An 18,217-nucleotide genomic window follows, 5' to 3' on the forward strand; every position below is an offset into this window, starting at 1 on the left:
GTCAACATAAAGTTGAATCAATCGTACACCTTAGAAATTCCATAATTAAGACTACCATGTTTGGCCATCAATTGCAATTAGTAAGCGGTTTACTTTTTGGGACGAATAGTCTTCAAGCCCTGCTGCTGAGCCTTTTTCAACCGATAATATTGCTCGCCAAAAGCTGTTTCGATTTTACCGTTGGCCTTTGGTTGGTAGTACTGACGCTGCGCCAAAGGATCTGGTAAATATTGTTGGGGGAGCCAATCGTTGGCCGCATCGTGGGGATATTGATACCCATCGCCATGGCCTAACTTCTTCGCGCCAGCGTAATGGGCGTCTTGCAAATGGCGCGGTACCTGACCGCCCTTGCCCGCGGCGACATCAGCCATCGCCGCGTCCATCGCCATGATACCTGAATTTGATTTCGGTGAGATACAAAGTTCGATCACAGCGTCCGCCAGGGGGATCCGCGCTTCCGGTAGGCCTAGCCGTTCGGCGGCCTGGCAAGCGGTGACGGCGCGAGCGGCGGCGGCCGGATTGGCTAAACCAATGTCTTCGTAGGCGATCACCATTAATCGCCGCATAATGATCGGCAAATCCCCGGCGGTGACTAAGCGCGCCAGATAATGGAGCGCGGCGTCGGTATCACTGCCGCGGATGGATTTCTGGAACGCTGAGATGACATCATAGTGCGCGTCACCATTCTTGTCATGGGAGAAGCTCTTCTTCTGGATCGATTCTTCCAAATCGGTCAATTTTAGCGTGATCACACCAGTTTCAGGATCGGCCGGGGTCGACTTGGCCGCTAATTCCAAACCATTTAACGCTGAGCGCAGATCACCATTGGTTCGTTGGGCGACAAAGGTTAAAGTGGCGTCACTGATTTCTAGCGGTAGCTGGCCCAGGCCCCGCTCAGGATCGGTCAAGGCGCGTTTCAAGGCAATCTTGATGTCTTCGGGGCTAAGTGGCGTCACTTCGAAAATTTGACACCGACTGCGAATCGCCGGGTTAATGGTCATATAGGGATTCTCAGTGGTGGCGCCGATCAACACGATGCGGCCACTTTCCAATTCTGGTAGGAGGAAATCTTGTTTGGTCTTATCCAAGCGATGGATCTCATCCAAGAGTAAAATCACGGTGCCGCTCATTTTACCTTCGGCGGCGACCGCTTGCAGATCCTTCTTGGAATCCGTGGCCGCGTTGAGTTTGCGAAACGCGTACTTGGTGCTGCCCGCGATAGCGCTGGCGATACTAGTCTTACCAGTACCTGGGGGACCATATAGAATCATGGAACTTAATTGTTTGCTTACGACCATTCGATTGATGATCTTGCCTGGGGCCACCAAATGTTGCTGGCCGACGACTTCGCTTAGATCACGAGGCCGCATCCGCCAAGCTAGTGGGTGTTGCGCCACAATATTGCCTCCTTAACGAGCGGCGCATGATTCGTTTCATCAGCCGCTGTCACAATTAAAAGCGTGGGTCTTCGAAATAAATTAGAACAGGTTGCGAAAGAAGCCGGATTTCTTAGCCGGCTTAGTTGGTTTTGGCGTGGAAATAAAGTTCTTCAGTGGATAGCGGGCCAAAAGATTGACGGTTTCCAAATTGACCGCGGTTTTCGCCACGATCAGGACCGCCTCACAGTCGCTACCATCCGGAGTCTCTGGCTTGTTGACCAAGGTGAACGGGAAATTCGCGCCGGCCAATTCTTTCAGATAAGGGCCGATCAACTGGTGATCCAGTTTGCCGTTGACTAACGCACTGGCATCTTGACCAGTAAAGTCGGCCAGGTGAGTTTGAAAAAGCTTCAAGGTCCGGGCGTCAGTTAGGTCGGCGGCCTTGATCTCAAGCAAAACACGCTCCCGTAATGACCCCAGATATTGGCGCCGCTGGTCCGGTAGGGTTTGGGGGGTTCCATAGATCGCGTCATTTAAGCGCTGATTAACATCTTGATTTTGACTCATCATAACGACCTCACAATCTGTATCGGTTCGGTTGAACCATTTAACTTTAAGTATAGCATGTTTCCCGGTGATGCTGGCGCTCGGTCGTTCTCGAAAAAAAGTTCTCCCGTCGTCGGCCATGGTGGGTGCTGCCAAGTTGCTGGCCAGCACTTGATGCTAGCATGAAATGGTTTTCGGCAGTCGCTGGTCGCCGCGGTGGGATTTTTTGGAGGAGCGCTGGGTCATGGTGAAAGCGGTTAAAAAAACAATTGACAGCAGCGCGATGAGGTGATACGCTCTGTACGTAAACGTTTACTTGTTTTGACAAGTAAACTTGATAAAATCAACGAAATCGGTAACGCAAACCATTACATGGAGGTGATTATTTTGCGGGCAACGATCAAAGATATCGCTAAGATCAGTGGGGTTTCCACGGCGACGGTTTCTCGGGTGCTGAACGAGCTGGGCGGTTATCGTCCCGAAGTTGCGACGAAGGTTCTGGCAGTCGCGAAGGAATTGGGCTATCGGCGCAACGACAGCGCGGTCAGCTTGGTCAAACAAGCAACGCGGACGATCGGGATCGTGATGCCCACGGTGGCGACATCATTTTATGCGCAGATCATCAATGGCATCGAAGATCGAGCTTATCAAGCTGGATATAGCGTGATTTTGACCCATGCTGGCGTCAACAATGTGCGCCTGCAAGAGAGTTTGAATTTCATGGTTGAGCGCCGCGTTGAAGGTATCATTGGGGTATCGATCAACCTGGCGCAAATCGATTTGCAGGCGATCGCCGCCTTGGCGGTGCCGCTGCTGCTGTTATCTGCCCAGGCACCTGGCAATCGCTTACCTTATGTCAAGGTGGATGACTACGCGGCGGCATATGCCGCCACCACCGACTTGATCGACCATGGTCACCGGACGATCGCGTTGGTGGGGGTCGATCCGGCGGACAGTGTGGCGGGGCGGCCGCGGATCGCTGGTTACACGGCGGCGTTGCAGGCCGCGGGATTACGGTTGGATCGGAACTTGATTTTTCCTGGTGATTATACATTTGAAGCCGGGCAACGGGCCATGACTACGATTTTGGCGACGCCGGAATTGCGACCAACCGCGGTTTTTGCGGTCAGTGATGAAACCGCGTTGGGAGTGATCGCGGTTTGTTACCAAGCCGGATTACGGATCCCACAAGATTTGTCTGTACTCGGTTATGATAATTCCGCCATTGCCAGTATGGTCTCGCCAGCATTGAGCACGGTGGCCCAGCCTTTCTATGAAATGGGGCAATTGGCTGCGGATAAATTGATCACGGGTCTGCAAACAAATCAGCCGATCCAGTCCCAGATCGTCCCCTTCAAATTGATTCACCGGGGGACGGTCAGCTCACTCTGATCGATTTGCGCAGCAGGCCAGCTCAACATAGGCGAGGGTGCTAGCCAGACTTAGCGCCCGCGTTGTTGCCGGAATTTTTGCGGACTCGATCCGGTACTTTGCTTAAAGGCCCGCGAGAAGACGAATTGGTCTTTGTAGCCAACCGCTTCGGCGATGCGCGCCAAAGAATGATCACGGGTCAAGAGCAGGTTCTTGGCGGCGTTGACCCGCGTTTGAACCAGATATTGTTGCGGGCTGAGCGCTAAGTAGCGTTGAAAGAGGCTGTATAAATAGCTTCGCGACAGATGCAGGGCGTTGCAAACGTCGGTGATGTTGCAACCTTGGGCCAAGTTTTGGTCAATGTAATCGCGGGCGGCGTTGAATTTCAACCAAGCGGTGGTTTTCGTTGTTGCCCGTTTACTGGGAAATTCGCTGAGTAAATTGGAGAAGGTCTGAAACATCAGGCTTTCAGCGGCTAAACGGTTCTTCAAGGTCTGCGGTTGATGGAGCGTGGTGAACAGCGCGTTCAAGGCACGTTCAAAGTCGGTGCCTTGAACTTGGCGCAGGAAATAACGCTCAGCCAACCCACTTTGACTGAAGATCTCGGCCACATTAACGCCGGAGAAACCGATCCAGAAATAGTGCCAGGGATCCGCCGGGGCCGCTTGGTAGAAACAGGGGACTTGTTGCGGCAGCAGGAAAACCGCGCCGGCACCAAGTTTGACCGTGTGCTGTCCCGCGCTGGCGAATTGTCCCGACCCAGAGAGGACATAATGAAGGACAAAATTTTGGCGAATGTTATTGCCAGAAAAGGCGTAATTCGGGCTGGTTTGTTCCTGCCCATAAAAGTCGATATTGCAGGTGAAATGTTCAAGATCGATTTGGCGGTAGTCAATGTTCATCACGTTTAAGCTCCAATCCATAGCAAAATGTCTTGTCTACATTATGCCATATTCAGAGCGAGAATTGCTATGGGACTGACCAAGAAAAAATGTTATCTTTAAGCCAATGAATGAAACGCTTACAGCGGTTTTGGAGGATAAACATGAATGATTTGATCGAGTTTGATGAAACACAGGGTCTGTTCCACTTACACAATCAACAAATTTCGTACTTAATGGCAATCGAGGATTTTGGCCTCCTCAGTCATTTATACTTTGGTCCGGCAGTGGCCCAGTATCATGGTCAACGCCGTTATCCCCGCCGCGATCGCGGCTTTTCCGGGAACTTACCTGGCGCGGAGGATCGGCGCTTCTCCCCGGATACCTTGCCCCAAGAATTCAGTAGTAGTGGCGCGGGTGATTATCGGATCCCCGCCGCGGAAATCTACCAAGCCAATGGCAGTAAGGCGACGGACTTTGTCTATCAAGGCTATCAGATCCTGGCGGGAAAACCGCAATTACCTGGCTTGCCCGCGACTTTTGTTCAGGATCAGGCTGAGGCAGCAACTTTGGTGATCACCTTGGTGGATTCGGTCAGTCAGGTGGCCTTAGATCTGAGTTACACGATTTATCGGCAGCGACCGATCATTACCCGCGCGGTTTTGGTGCGCAACCAAGGTCAAACGCCTGTCCGCTTGAACAAAATCGCTTCGGTCCAATTGGATTTCCCGGCAACTGATCTTGAAGTGATCTCCTTACCTGGCGCCCATGTTCGGGAACGGCAAGTCCAACGGGAGAAAATCGGCTACGGCGTGAAAAGTTTTGCCAGTCGTCGTGGTGCTACCAGCCATCAGATGAGTAACTTCATTAGTTTGGTCACACCGGCAACGACAGAAAATCAAGGCGCGGCTTATGGTATCGAGTTGGTTTATTCTGGCAATCACGCCTTAGAATTGGAAAAAGATCAGCTGGGCCAATTGCGGTTGGTGGCAGGGATCAATCAGGCTGACTTCTCATGGCAATTGGCGCCAGCTGAGCAGTTTCAGACCCCAGAAGTGATCCTCGCTTACAGTGATCAAGGTCTCAACGGCTTGAGTCAAGCCTATCATCATCTGCTCAAAGAGCGATTGGTGCGCAGCTCTTGGCAGAATCGACCGCGGCCGATCCTAGTCAACAATTGGGAAGCGACTTACTTCGATTTCGATGAAGCAAAATTACGGCCGATCGTGGATCAAGCCGCCGAATTAGGCTTAGAAATGTTCGTGCTCGATGACGGTTGGTTTGGTCATCGCGATAACGACCGCTCCTCGTTAGGCGATTGGGTCGTGGACCAACGTAAGTTTCCCCAAGGGCTGACTCATTTCACCAACTATGTTCATCAAAAGGGCTTGAAATTCGGCCTGTGGTTTGAACCTGAGATGATCTCGCGGGATTCGGCGTTATACCGCGCCCATCCAGATTATCTGTTGGCTGCGCCGGATCGCCAACCAGCGCCAAGTCGGGATCAATTCGTCCTGGACTTGGGCCGGGCGGACGTTCGCGAAAATATCTACCAACAAATGGCGGCGATTTTGGCAACGGGACAGATCGACTATGTGAAATGGGATATGAATCGTCATTTCGCCGATCTTTTCTCCAGCGCCTTACCAGCGGATCGCCAAGGTGAGGTCAGTCATCGCTACATGTTGGGCCTGTATGCCTTATTGGAACGATTGACTCAGAATTTTCCTCAGATCCTGTGGGAAGGCTGTTCTGGTGGCGGCGGCCGCTTCGATGCCGGCATGGCCTATTACATGCCGCAGATCTGGACCAGCGATAATACCGACGCGGTGGCGCGGTTGGCGATCCAGTGGGGCACATCGCTGGTTTATCCGCCATCCATGATGACTGCCCATGTTTCGGCTGTACCTAATCATCAAACCGGGCGCACGACCTCAATGGCGTTGCGTGGCGATGTGGCGATGAGCGGGATGTTCGGCTATGAATTGGATCTGACCAAATTGACGCCGACCGAGAAACAAGTAGTCAAGGCACAGATCGCCACAAATCAGCAATACCGCGCTTTGGTGCAACAAGGCGATTTTTATCGGCTGAGCGCGCCTGAAACGCTAGCGGGTTGCGCCTGGGCCTTTGTGGCGGCGGATCGCTCGGAAATGTTGGCCTTTGCGTTCAGCGAGTTGAGTCAGGCCCAACCAGTCTTTCAGTTGATCAAGTTTGTGGGCCTGGATCCACAGCGCCAGTATCAAGATCAAGCGACGCAGCAAGTCTATGGCGGCGACGAGCTCATGAATCTAGGCTTGTACCGACCGGTGGCCAGCGGTGATTTTCAGTCGTGGCGTTATCATTTTCGGGCACTTTAGTAGGATTTTTAGCGGAGTTAGGAGAGGTGATCCCAGATGAAATGGGTCAAAAAAATTGGTTTAGGCCTAGTATTGAGCGCAAGTTTAGCTTTGGTCGGTTGTGGTCAGCAGAATCAAACCAGCCAAAATGGGGTTGAAACCATCGAGTATTTCAACCAGAAAAAGGAAATGTCCAAGACGCTGAAAGAGATCGCGGCGGATTTCGAAAAGGAAAATCCCAAGATCCATGTCAAAGTCGTGGATGTTCCTAATCCAGGGGACGTGTTGAAGACGCGGATGTTGGCTGGTGATATTCCTGACGTGGTCAATCTCTATCCACAAAATATTGATTTTCAAGAATGGGCCAAGGCCGGCTATTTCGAAGACCTGAATCAGAAATCATATTTGAAGCGGATCAAGAATAATTATGCGGAGAAGTTCGCCATCAACGATAAGATCTACAACGTCCCATTAAGCGCCAATGTTTATGGCTTTTACTATAACAAAACGGCCTTTAAGAAATTAGGTCTAACACCCCCAAAAACTTGGGCTGAATTCGAGCAATTGGTGACGACGATCAAGGCCAAGAAGCAAACGGCTTTCGCGATCGCGGGGACGGAAGGCTGGACCTTGAATGGGTATCATCAGTTGGCTTTGGCCACGATCACCGGCGGCGGCAAACAGGCGAACCAGTTGCTGCGCTTCTCCAAGGTCAATGGCATCAGCGCGAAAAGTAAAGCGATGCAAGCGGACTTCAATCGGTTGGATCTCCTGCGCCGCCCTGGAGCGATGCAGAAGAACTGGCAAGGCGCCGGCTACAATGACGCGGTGGTGGCTTTCGCAAAAGGAAACGCGTTGATCATGCCAAATGGCTCCTGGGCCTTACCGGTGATCAAACAACAAGAGCCGAAATTTGAGATCGGGACCTTCGCTTTCCCCGCCGCTGAAGCGGGCAAGGAATTAACAGTCGGTTCCGCCGATCTGGCCATGTCGATCTCCGCGAAGAGCAAGCACAAGAAAGCGGCCAATAAGTTCGTCGAGTATTTCACTCGGGCAACTACGATGCAGAAGTATTACGACGTGGACGGCTCTCCGGTGGCGGTCAAAGGGGTCAAAACCAAGAAAGACGCGACGGAATTGGCTGGGTTGACGCGCTTGGCGTTTACCAAACGGCACATGGTTTGGCTGGCGCAAGATTGGACCAGTGAAAATGACTTCTTCACCGCCACGACCAATTATTTGTCTACAGGCAATAAGCAAGAGTTGGTCCGTGACTTGAACACATTCTTCAATCCAATGAAAGCCGACGTCAAAAAATAGGGGGTAACATCATGAAATTCAAAGCGTTTTGTAGCCGTAATTGGGCCTGGCTTTTCTTGATCGTGCCAGTCCTGTTACAATTGATCTTTTTCTATTTTCCTATGTTTCAAGGCGCCTTCTACAGTCTGACGAACTGGACTGGGTTGACGTACAACTTTGATTTTATCGGGCTCAACAATTATCGAATCTTGATGAGTGATCCCAAGTTCATGAAGGCGATCGGGTTCACCTTGATCATCACAGCCTGCATGATCGTTGGCGAGATCGGTTTGGGCATTTGGATCGCCCGGGCCTTGAATTCGAAAATCAAAGGTCGGACTTTCTTCCGGGCTTGGTTCTTCTTCCCAGCGGTCTTGTCAGGACTGATCGTTTCCTTGATCTTCAAGCAAGTATTCAACTATGGCTTGCCAAAGTTAGGCACGATGCTGGGCATCAAAGCGCTGGAGACCAGCTTGTTAGGGACAACCACGGGCGCGGTGATCGCGGTGATCTTCGTAATGCTGTGGCAAGGTGTGGCGATGCCGATCATTATTTTCTTGGCGGGGTTACAGAGTATTCCCCAAGAAATCATCGAGGCGGCTCACATGGATGGCGCGAATAACAAACAAGTCTTTTGGAAAATCGAATTGACTTATCTACTGCCGAGCATTTCGATGGTCTTCATTATGGCGTTGAAAGGCGGCTTGACCGCTTTCGATCAGATCTTTGCCTTGACTGGCGGCGGTCCTAGCGATGCCACGACTTCACTGGGTTTGTTGGTTTACAACTACGCCTTCAAAAACAACCAATATGGTTACGCCAACGCGATTTCCTTAGTGTTGTTCGTTTTGATCGGGATCGTGTCCTTGGTTCAAATCAGACTATCGCGGAAATATGAGATTTAAGGAGGGATCCACCATGAAAGAGACAAAACAAAAAGATAATATCGGCAAGTACGTGCTCCTGATCGCAGGTGCGATCCTGATTCTGATTCCCTTATTGGTCACGATCTTCAGCTCTTTCAAGAAAACCAAAGATATCATGGAGAATTTCTTCGGCTTTCCTAATCCGGGCACTTGGGACAATTATGCCCGGTTGTTAAGTGATGGCATCGGGCGTTATTTCTGGAACTCCACGGTGATCACCGTGCTGTCTGTGTTGGTGGTCATGGCCTTCGTTCCAATGGCGGCCTTCGCCTTAGCTCGGAAAATGAGTCGTTCCAAGGCGTTCAGTTTTATGTATCTATTCTTGATTTTAGGGATTTTCGTGCCGTTCCAAGTTATTATGATCCCAATCACGGTCATGATGAACAAATTAGGTCTAGCCAACATGTGGGGCTTGATCATCCTGTATTTGACCTACGCGATCCCGCAAACGCTGTTCCTGTACGTTGGCTTCATCAAAATGAACGTCCCAGTTAGTCTGGACGAGGCGGCGGAATTGGATGGCGCTGGCAAATTCACCACTTACTTCAAAATCGTTTTCCCAATGTTGAAACCAATGCATGCCACGACTTTGATCATCAACGCGTTGTGGTTCTGGAACGACTTCATGTTGCCGTTACTGATTCTGAACAAGGATTCCAAAGTTTGGACTCTGCCATTGTTCCAGTACAACTACACCGGCCAGTATTTCAACGATTACGGCCCAAGTTTCGCGTCGTATGTTGTCGGGATCATCACGATCACGATCGTTTATCTGTTTTTCCAAAAGAACATTATTTCCGGGATGAGCAATGGCGCGGTCAAATAAGGCCCTACAGATCAATAGTGGCAGGTGGTTATTAGGCAATCACGTTGCAGCGCAAGGAGGACAACAATGAAGTTGAAAAATCAAGTGATGTTGATTACTTATGGTGACAGTCTTGGGAGCGATATCGCTGCTGTTCACCGAAATTTGAACCAATATTTTCAAGCGGCGATCGGAAACGTGCATCTGTTGCCTTATTTTCCTTCGACAGGTGATCGGGGCTTTGCACCTAGCGTTTACGGCCAAGTCGATCCCCAGTTAGGTGATTGGCCAGCTGTAACCGCTTTGGCGGCGGACTATCCGTTGATGAGCGACTTCATGATCAATCATTTATCTCGTCAGTCCCCGCAATTCCAAGATTTTCAACAAAAAGGGGCGGCCAGCGCTTATCGGAATTTATTCTTGCGTTGGGATCGCTTTTGGCCGGTGGACCGCCCGACTGAGGCTGATGTGGCCTTGATCTATAAACGGAAAGATCGGGCGCCTGAACAAACAATCACCTTTCAAGATGGCAGTACAGCGGCGATCTGGAACACGTTTGGCCCGGAACAACTGGACTTGGATGTGCGGCAACCAGTGACCAAGGACTTCATTCGAACGACGCTAACTGAATTGATCCAGCGCGGCTCAGGCATGATTCGGTTAGACGCGTTCGCGTATGCCATCAAGAGATTGGACAGCAATGACTTCTTCGTGGAGCCCGAGATCTGGACGCTTTTGGCTGAGGTTGCCGCGATCGCCCGGGAACAAGGGGCGGAGTTGTTGCCTGAGATCCATGAACACTATTCGATCCAACGTAAATTGACGGATCACGGTTATTGGACGTATGATTTCGCCTTACCGATGGTGGTGCTCCACGCGTTGTACAGCGGCACGACAACGCGCCTGGCCGCTTGGCTGGCTGCCAGTCCCATGCGGCAGTTCACGACTTTGGATACCCATGATGGGATTGGCGTTGTGGATGTTCGCGATATTTTGACCCCGGCAGAGATCGATTTCACTGTGGCCGAATTGTATAAGGTCGGCGCTAATGTGAAACGGAAATATTCCAGCGCCGCCTATCACAATCTGGATATTTACCAATTGAATACCACTTATTATTCTGCGTTAGGCGATGATGATCGCCGCTACTTCCTGAGCCGCTTGTTGCAAATGTTCGCCCCCGGGATCCCGCAGGTCTATTATGTCGGTCTGCTAGCCGGGAAAAATGATTTGGCCTTGCTGGAGGCGACTAAAGAGGGCCGCAATATCAATCGCCATTATTATACAGATGCGGAAATCACCACTGAGGTCCAACGCCCAGTGGTCGAGGCGCTCTTGGCGCTCTTTGCTTTCCGCAATCAAAGCGCGGCTTTTGATTTGGCGGGGACGATCACGGTAACGACGCCGACACCGCAAAGCATTGTGATCACTCGGGAAAATCAAGCGGGGACAGTGCAAGCGCAATTGACCGCTGATTTACAGCGGCTGACTTATTCGGTGACTGAGAATGGTCAAGCGGTGACCTTTTAAAAAGGTGTGGCGTTGGTGGTTGGCAGATGTGGTGGGGCTCCAGGTCGGGCTGGGGGGGTGGAAACGTGTTCCACGCTCCCATTTAAATTCACGGCGATCTCAGCCCGGAACGCTCCGTTCCAGCCGCTCAACGTTAGATTTCATTTTCAGTTTCAGTATAAATAGTTATCAAATCATGAGTGTCCTGATCAAAAAGAGTTCGTTCGTCGAGAAAGTTGTCAGACGGCGCGAGCGGTGTTTGGTCAGGACACTTTTTGTGGATTCTTGACTAACTGATTTCCTTGAGAAGGAATTGGGAGCGGCGGCTTTGCCCAATACTTGGCTGAGACCTGGGGCACATCTGCGCGACCTAGTTAATTTGTTGGCAACATTGGCTATCGTGGTACACTAGAGGGAACAAGCATGAGGAGTGGGGAAATGTTATCACGCGCAAGTTTTACTGTTTTTGAGGAGCCGACGTTACCGGGACGTTTGCAGCGGATCCGTGCGGAGGTGGATCCTGATTTTGAAACGCTGGGTGGCTTGATCTTGCAGCAAATGCAGCCGCAAGTCGCCGCGCCGCTTTATTTACACGTGGCCAAGCATTTGCGGCGCCACAAGAATCCGCCGGTGGACACTTGGTTGGCCATCAGTACCTATCAGCGCGGTTATAAAATGTTGCCCCATTTCGAGGTGGGCTTATGGGCGGATCGGCTGTTTGTGACGCTAGACCTGCTGGCGGACATGCAGCAGCGAGCCGCGCGGTCAGAGTGGCTTATGGCTCACCAACCGCAATTAGCCGAATTGGCCGTGCCGCAGATCAGCACGGATCATACCAGTCCTAACGCGCAGCCTTTGACCCCAGCGACTTTGCAAGCCGCGCTGGACCGTTATCAGCAGGTCAAAAGTGGCGAGTTTATTCTGGGCAGTTGGGTCTTAGCGACCGATCCACGTTTCGCCGAACCTGAGCGGATCCAACAATTGATTTTGGCCCAGATCCAGGCCTTGACACCGTTGTATCGGGAATTGATGGCGTTGGAATGTTTCAAGTAAGAAAATTCTCGACCAGTTGAGGGGCAAAATAAATGAAAGAATAAATTGAGAACTCCCTGTCCGTAACTTTCAAGTTGACTTAAATAGCTTTGAACCTAAACAACCATTATTATCTGAGGAGAATAAAAAATGACTACCACGACCGCAACGAATTCACAGACCAATGCCTCGGTGATTATCCGCAATGAACAATCAAGTGATTATCAGCGAGTTGAAGACCTGACTCGGGCAGCATTTTACAACTTGTACATGCCTGGTTGTGTTGAACACTATCTCGTACATGTGATGCGTGGAACGAAAGATTTTATCGAACCTTTAGATTTGGTCATCGAACTAGCGGGGCAAGTCATCGGCAGCATCATGTACACGCGGGCCTGGTTGACAGACGATGCTGGCAACGTCAAACCAATCCTGACGTTTGGACCTTTAGCTGTTGATCCGGCTTTTCAGCGCCAAGGCTATGGTAAAATGTTGATTGAAGCCAGCTTTAATATCGCCCGCGCCCTCGGTGAAGACACGGTGGTTATTTTTGGCATGCCTGCTAACTATGTTGCCCGTGGCTTTAAGTGTTGCCGTGATCTGAATGTGTCGCTGCCTGACGGGAGCTATCCAGCCGCCATGATGGTTAAGACTTTACGACCAGAGGTTTTAGGTGATCGCCATTGGCATTATGCGGAGAGTCCCGTCATGGCTATTGCGGTCGCTGACGCCGAAGCATTTGATAATCAGTTGCCAGCAATGGCCAAGCATTGGCAACCTAGTCAAGAAGAGTTTAACATTATCAGCCGAGCAACAATTACTGTGCTGGCAGAATAATGAACACGGATTTTTGAATTTGAAACGTGTTTTTCTCGCAGCTATGAAAAAAGCCTGTCAACGACCGTGAATAACGATGTTGACAGGCTTTTTCAATATTCACGCGAAACAACAAACCAAATCGAGAACCAGCCGTTTTAGTTTCTGCACATAACCACATAACCTAGCCAAAAGTTTGGCGGTGGTTGATGGCAGCGATAGCGGTCTGGTATAACTAGGTGGCTGAAGTCGGATTAGCGAACGCATAAAAAAACACGTCCACATTGGACGTGTTTTTGACTTCGTTGGAGGGCTTGCAGTATAGGCCACTGCCGTCCTACGAAAATCCGATAAACATTGCGGTAACAATGTTCGTGAGACTGAATATTACAGTTTTTGGTTGTAGAATTCAACGACTAATGATTCGTCGATTTCTGGTTCCAGTTCTTCACGTTCTGGATCACGAACCAATTTACCAGTTAAGGTATTATCATCGAAAGTAACGAAGGCAGGGCGGCCAACCGCGTTTTCCAAAGCGCTCTTAACGATGACCAAGTTACGTGAACGTTCGCGTAATGAGATCTCTTGACCAACAGCAACTTCGTATGAAGGGATATCCACACGTTTGCCGTCAACTGTGATATGACCATGGGCAACTAACTGACGTGCTTGGGCACGAGTCGTTGCTAAGCCAAGACGGTAAACCATGTTGTCCAAACGACGTTCCAATAAGATCATGAAGTTAACACCGTGCTTACCTTCTTTGATCTTGCCGGCGCGAACGAACAAGTTACGGAATTGGCGTTCGTTCAAACCATACATCATGCGTAATTTTTGCTTTTCACGCATTTGCGTACCGTATTCAGATAACTTGCGGCGGTTGTTAGGGCCGTGTTCGCCAGGAGCGTAAGGGCGGCGTGCTAATTCCTTGCCAGTGCCGGAAAGGGAGATCCCTAAGCGACGAGAAACTTTCCATGATGGGCCTGTATATCGAGACATAAAAAAATCCTCCAAATGTTTTTTTGGAGTAAAATATACGATCAAGGTTTAACATTCGTGCATTTACCATTGCAATCTTCGCCACGTGCAGCCGCGGGTTACACAATTGAACTGTAAAACGTTGGTAAATGTTGACGAGCTTGCCGCCTTGTGCTGCATATTTTACACACTCAGATAGTCTAGCAATTAGTTGGAATAAAGTCAAGCCAAAAAAGGCGTGAACTTGCTCGCAGAAACGACTGGAAGAAAACGACTGGAGGAACCGATCGCTAAAACTGGCGCAACTAATTGACGTGAATAGTTTTATCGAAAAGCGGCGCAACCAATTGAAGTGAACAATTTGATCGAAAGCAGCGCAACCATCGCCAAAACTGGTGAGTTGCGGCCAATAGGCACCGCAACTTGACAGGCCGTTCCTCGTCGTTGAATTAGGAGGTTGGCGCCAATTTGGCGGCAATCAAGCCAGTCAGCTCTTCCAAAACCGCTTGGTCGGCGGCGCTGAATCGTTGGAGCCGCGGCGAATCCAAATCTAAGACGCCAGCAGGTTGACCAGCGATCGCGAAAGGAATCACCAATTCTGCGTTGGTGGCGCTGTCGCAGGCGATGTGCCCTGCAAAGGCGTGGACGTCACCAATCCGTTGGGTTGCTTGCTGGTCAAAGGCGGTGCCGCAAACACCACTGCCACTGGCAATCAGTGAACAGGCGACCTTGCCTTGGAAGGGACCAACAGCCAGTTGCTGGCGCTGCTGATCCCATAAATAGAAGCCGGCCCAGTTCAAATCAGGAACCATTTCCATAATGAAGGCGCTAGAATTGGCCAAAATCGAAATGGGGTCATTGGTCGCATATTCCGTATCATTGAATAACGCTTGGTACTGTTCTAATAAGAGAGTCATTCGTTTAGCCTCCGAATTCGGCGTGTCCGGCAACAGTTTGTCTGGGACGCGCCAGTAAATTAGCAGAAAAGTGGTGATTTTACCTGAAAATAGTAAAAAATTCGTTTTTTAGGGCAGTTCGATGTTGGACTGGCGGCTAAATCTGCTATAATTTAATAAGATTGTAACGAATATAGAAAACGGATGCAAGCCGATTCGTCGTAGGGGTGTAAATTATCGTGCAAAAGTGGTTTTTTATCGTACTCGCCATTGTGATCGTGATTCTCGTTTTACTCTTGTTTGCCGCAATCAAACGAGGACGGAACGACAAACGTTTGGGCAAACTGAATGACGCATTCGAGGAAATGACTAACCGCCCGATCTATAAAACGATCGATCAGCTGGAGAATATGGAGTTAGCTGGGTCCAGTCGTGATACCTTGGAGAAGTGGCATCAGAAGTATTATTTGTTGTTGAATGATACGTATGCGGAACTTTATCAGAATATGTTTGATGCGGACGCGGCCAACCAGAAATTTGCGGTTTTTTCAGCCAACAACAAGATCGAGGCAGCGGAAACGCTGTTACAAAGGGCGCAAGTTGCGACTGATGAAGTTGCTAAGGTTCTGGAGCAGTTACTGAATAGTGACGAACAGAATCAGACGGCAACCAAGGATCTGCTGGAGTCTTATCGGAAGATCCGCAAGTTGATCTTGACCAAATCATTTGAATTCGGGCCCGCTGTCGACCAATTGGAGAATCGATTGGCTGATTTTGATGAGCGCTTCGATTCGATCAAGAATTTGTCGCAACAAGGGGACCATCTCAAGGCGGAAGCCGAGTTGCAGGAAGCCCGGACCCGTCTGTGGGCAATCAAAGACTTGATGAAGCGGATCCCGCCGCGCTACACTGAACTTGCCACCGAATTTCCTGATCAGTTGAAGGAAATCACCGGTGTTTATCAGAAGATGGTGGCTGAAGATTATCAATTTCCCGAGCCGAATATTGGGGATAAAGTGACCTTATTGCAACAGCAGCTTCAGGCAATCATTGAAGAACTGGCGCAATTAGACATTACCACCGTTGAACAACAGAATCAGAAAGTCAGTCAGCAGATCGATCTGCTGTATCAACGGCTTGAAGATGAGTTGAAGGCACGCCAACAAGTGGGTGTTTTGCAAAAAACGACCTTGGAATTTCTGAATCATGCCAGTGCGCAAACTACGAAATTGCTGGATTCCTTGGATCATCTTAATCAAAGTTACGTCTTGAATCATCATGAGTTAGAAGATACTCAGGGCATGCAAAAGGAAATTCAGGAGCGGCAACGTCAGTATGACGATCAGATCCAGGCCATTGCTGAGAAAAAGGCGGTTGACACTGAGTCGGTGGCACTTTTTGAGGAAATCAACCAGAAATTGACCGAGATCGAGCAGCAACAATTCAAGATCAGTAACGATGTTTCATCGCTCTTTGAGGGCGAGAAGGTGGCCAAGCAAGGTGTGCGTCAATTTGTCATCGACTTGAAGAGTATCCAGCGGGAGATCGAGCAGTTGCATTTGCCAGGATTGCCGCAAGATTATTTGGATTACTTCAACATGGTCAAGGAAGAAATCGCCAAATTGGATGATAATTTGAACCAAGTCCAGATCAATATCGAGGACATCACCAAGCAATTGATCATGACCCAAGAAGATTTGAATAATTTGACGCAGAAGTCGAAGGATCTTCGGGACGCGGCGATATTGACGGAGCAAGCCTTACAGTATGCCAATCGTTATGCTTACGCGAACCCGACGTTGGCTGATTCGGTGGCGCAGACGAAGGATCTTTATCAGTCATCGTTTGCCTACAAGCAGGCGTTGGATACGATCGCAACCGCTTTGGAACAGATCGAGCCAGGTTCGTTCAAGCGCATTGAGCAGGCCTATTACGCTGCGGCAACGAACTAGCCAAGCGCGGCCTGACCGACCATCTTTATTTTCGAGAAAAATAACTTGTTTGTTGCCTAGCGCTCCTTTATAATTGACAGGATTACGCGTGTCGGCAACAATAGACACACTAAGTCGCCAAGAGCATGAGCTAATTGCCTTGGACCTACTTGGTGTGTTTTCTTTCATTTATAAGAGTGCGAACCGACCCGGATATCTCCTGAGCATAGCCTAGCAATTGTTTTGGAAGCCGTATGTTGCTTCCAGAACAATTGCGTAGCTAAGCGCAGGAAGCTGGGTCGGCGCACACGTTTCAAAAAGGAGTTTAGATTTTGATTTATTTCGATAACAGTGCCACGACAAAAATCGATCCCGCCGTTTTGGCGACTTATCAGGCGGTTTCAGAACAATTCTGGGGCAATCCGTCCAGTTTACATCATTTAGGTGATCAAGCCTTACAAATGTTACAGTCGGCCCGCCAACAAATCGCGACGCTGATCCACTGTCAGCCTGATGAGATTCTATTCACCAGTGGTGGAACAGAGGGCGACAATTGGATCGTCAAGGGGACCGCTTGGGCGAAACGGGATTTTGGTCGGCATTTGATCGTGTCGAGCATCGAACATCCCGCCGTTTTGAACGCGGCGGCCGCGTTAGAGAAAATGGGTTGGGCGGTGACTTATTTGCCGGTGGATGCGCAAGGTTATGTTCGACCGGAACAGGTGCAGGCGGCGTTGCGGGATGATACGGTGTTGGTTTCGGTGATGGCGGTCAATAACGAGATCGGGACCGTCCAACCGATCCGTGAAATCGCCGCGGTCCTGGCTGATCGGCCCACGATCCATTTCCATGTGGATGCCGTCCAAGCGGTGGGCAAGAATCTCCTTTCCCAAGTTTTACCTGAGCGGGTGGATTTTGCCACCTTTTCCGCCCATAAATTCCATGGACCCCGTGGTGTCGGCTTCATTTATGCGAAACGCGGACGTCAATTGGTCAACTTGATCGATGGCGGTGGTCAAGAGCAGAATCACCGTAGCGGCACGGAGAATACCCCAGGCATTGCGGCGATGAGTAAGGCCCTACGTTTGGCGCTGACCGATGAGGCGGCCAAGGCTAAGCATGAAGCGGGATTGCGGCAACAGTTGATCAATTTCCTTCAGCCGTTAGCCAATATCAAGATTTTCTCGCCGCTTGATCGTCCGGCGGCGCCGCATATCCTGTGCTTCGCGTTAACCGGAGTCCGCGGTGAAACCATGGTGCATGCGTTGGAAGAAGCGGATATTTATTTGTCGACGACCAGCGCTTGTTCTTCGCGTTCCGGGGTTGAATCGGGAACGTTAAAGGCGATGCAAGTCCCCGAGAAACTAGCGACCAGCGCAGTTCGAATCAGTTTGGACGCGCAGAATACTCAAGCGGAAGTTGACCAGTTCAAGCAGGTTTTTCCCCGGATCTATCAACGTTTCCAACGGATGAACGGGCGGACAAACGACTAATTCGATTGAAAAAGGA

The 18,217-nt window shown here is 50.1% G+C and carries 15 protein-coding genes; 10 read left to right on the forward strand and 5 right to left on the reverse strand.

Going from position 1 to position 18,217, the window contains the following annotated elements; genetic code table 11:
* Window positions 1–89: 89 nt before the first annotated feature.
* Together EKM94_RS06240 and EKM94_RS06245 are read right to left on the reverse strand one after the other, a co-directional pair.
* A complete protein-coding gene (locus EKM94_RS06240) occupies window positions 90–1,370 on the reverse strand; it encodes a replication-associated recombination protein A (protein WP_125599265.1) in 1,281 nt (426 codons plus the stop codon).
* A 108-nt stretch (window positions 1,371–1,478) separates the two neighbouring features.
* On the reverse strand, window positions 1,479–1,946 hold the full coding sequence (locus tag EKM94_RS06245; RefSeq protein ID WP_164511131.1) for a DUF1694 domain-containing protein: 468 nt from the start codon (window positions 1,944–1,946) through the stop codon (window positions 1,479–1,481).
* Between the two features lie 366 nt (window positions 1,947–2,312).
* Between EKM94_RS06245 and EKM94_RS06250 the strand changes: the two genes are divergently transcribed.
* Window positions 2,313–3,317 (forward strand): LacI family DNA-binding transcriptional regulator, encoded by a 1,005-nt coding sequence (locus tag EKM94_RS06250; protein WP_125599122.1) that lies wholly within the window; start codon window positions 2,313–2,315, stop codon window positions 3,315–3,317.
* A 50-nt stretch (window positions 3,318–3,367) separates the two neighbouring features.
* Here EKM94_RS06250 and EKM94_RS06255 read toward each other — a convergent pair whose 3' ends face one another.
* The gene (locus EKM94_RS06255; protein WP_125599124.1) at window positions 3,368–4,219 is read right to left on the reverse strand and encodes an AraC family transcriptional regulator; all 852 of its coding nucleotides are present in this window, start codon (window positions 4,217–4,219) and stop codon (window positions 3,368–3,370) included.
* A 122-nt stretch (window positions 4,220–4,341) separates the two neighbouring features.
* On the opposite strand from EKM94_RS06255, the gene EKM94_RS06260 reads away from it, so the two are divergent.
* The 7 genes from EKM94_RS06260 to EKM94_RS06290 all read left to right on the forward strand — a co-directional run bounded on the left by EKM94_RS06260 (window position 4,342) and on the right by EKM94_RS06290 (window position 12,924).
* Window positions 4,342–6,537, forward strand: coding sequence for an alpha-galactosidase (locus EKM94_RS06260; RefSeq protein ID WP_125599127.1), 2,196 nt, complete (start codon window positions 4,342–4,344; stop codon window positions 6,535–6,537).
* 36 nt (window positions 6,538–6,573) lie between these two features.
* Window positions 6,574–7,836, forward strand: a complete 1,263-nt coding sequence (locus EKM94_RS06265; RefSeq protein ID WP_125599130.1) for an extracellular solute-binding protein — start codon at window positions 6,574–6,576, stop codon at window positions 7,834–7,836.
* Between the two features lie 11 nt (window positions 7,837–7,847).
* Complete coding sequence (locus EKM94_RS06270; protein WP_125599133.1) at window positions 7,848–8,720, forward strand: carbohydrate ABC transporter permease; 873 nt, start codon at window positions 7,848–7,850, stop codon at window positions 8,718–8,720.
* Window positions 8,721–8,733: 13 nt separating this feature from the next.
* On the forward strand, window positions 8,734–9,567 hold the full coding sequence (locus EKM94_RS06275; protein ID WP_125599136.1) for a carbohydrate ABC transporter permease: 834 nt from the start codon (window positions 8,734–8,736) through the stop codon (window positions 9,565–9,567).
* Window positions 9,568–9,633: 66 nt separating this feature from the next.
* Complete coding sequence (gene gtfA / locus EKM94_RS06280) at window positions 9,634–11,076, forward strand: sucrose phosphorylase (protein WP_125599139.1); 1,443 nt, start codon at window positions 9,634–9,636, stop codon at window positions 11,074–11,076.
* A gap of 417 nt (window positions 11,077–11,493) precedes the next feature.
* Window positions 11,494–12,108, forward strand: coding sequence for a DUF1054 family protein (locus tag EKM94_RS06285; protein WP_164511132.1), 615 nt, complete (start codon window positions 11,494–11,496; stop codon window positions 12,106–12,108).
* Window positions 12,109–12,237: 129 nt separating this feature from the next.
* Window positions 12,238–12,924 carry a GNAT family N-acetyltransferase gene (locus EKM94_RS06290; RefSeq protein ID WP_125599145.1) on the forward strand — a complete coding sequence of 229 codons (687 nt, stop codon included), beginning with the start codon at window positions 12,238–12,240 and terminating at the stop codon, window positions 12,922–12,924.
* 366 nt (window positions 12,925–13,290) lie between these two features.
* Here EKM94_RS06290 and rpsD read toward each other — a convergent pair whose 3' ends face one another.
* Window positions 13,291–13,902: a 30S ribosomal protein S4 gene (rpsD, locus tag EKM94_RS06295; protein ID WP_125599148.1), complete on the reverse strand. Its 612-nt coding sequence runs from the start codon at window positions 13,900–13,902 to the stop codon at window positions 13,291–13,293.
* Between the two features lie 428 nt (window positions 13,903–14,330).
* Entirely contained in the window at window positions 14,331–14,798 is a 468-nt protein-coding gene (locus tag EKM94_RS06300; protein WP_125599152.1) for a GAF domain-containing protein, read from the reverse strand.
* 218 nt (window positions 14,799–15,016) lie between these two features.
* Here EKM94_RS06300 and EKM94_RS06305 point away from each other — a divergent pair, with 218 nt between their 5' ends.
* Entirely contained in the window at window positions 15,017–16,729 is a 1,713-nt protein-coding gene (locus EKM94_RS06305) for a septation ring formation regulator EzrA (RefSeq protein WP_164511133.1), read from the forward strand.
* Window positions 16,730–17,040: 311 nt separating this feature from the next.
* The gene (locus EKM94_RS06310) at window positions 17,041–18,201 is read left to right on the forward strand and encodes a cysteine desulfurase family protein (protein ID WP_125599158.1); all 1,161 of its coding nucleotides are present in this window, start codon (window positions 17,041–17,043) and stop codon (window positions 18,199–18,201) included.
* The last annotated feature ends 16 nt before the right edge of the window (window positions 18,202–18,217 follow it).

It is taken from the genome of Lapidilactobacillus achengensis (assembly GCF_003946655.1).
Lineage (GTDB): Bacteria > Bacillota > Bacilli > Lactobacillales > Lactobacillaceae > Lapidilactobacillus > Lapidilactobacillus achengensis.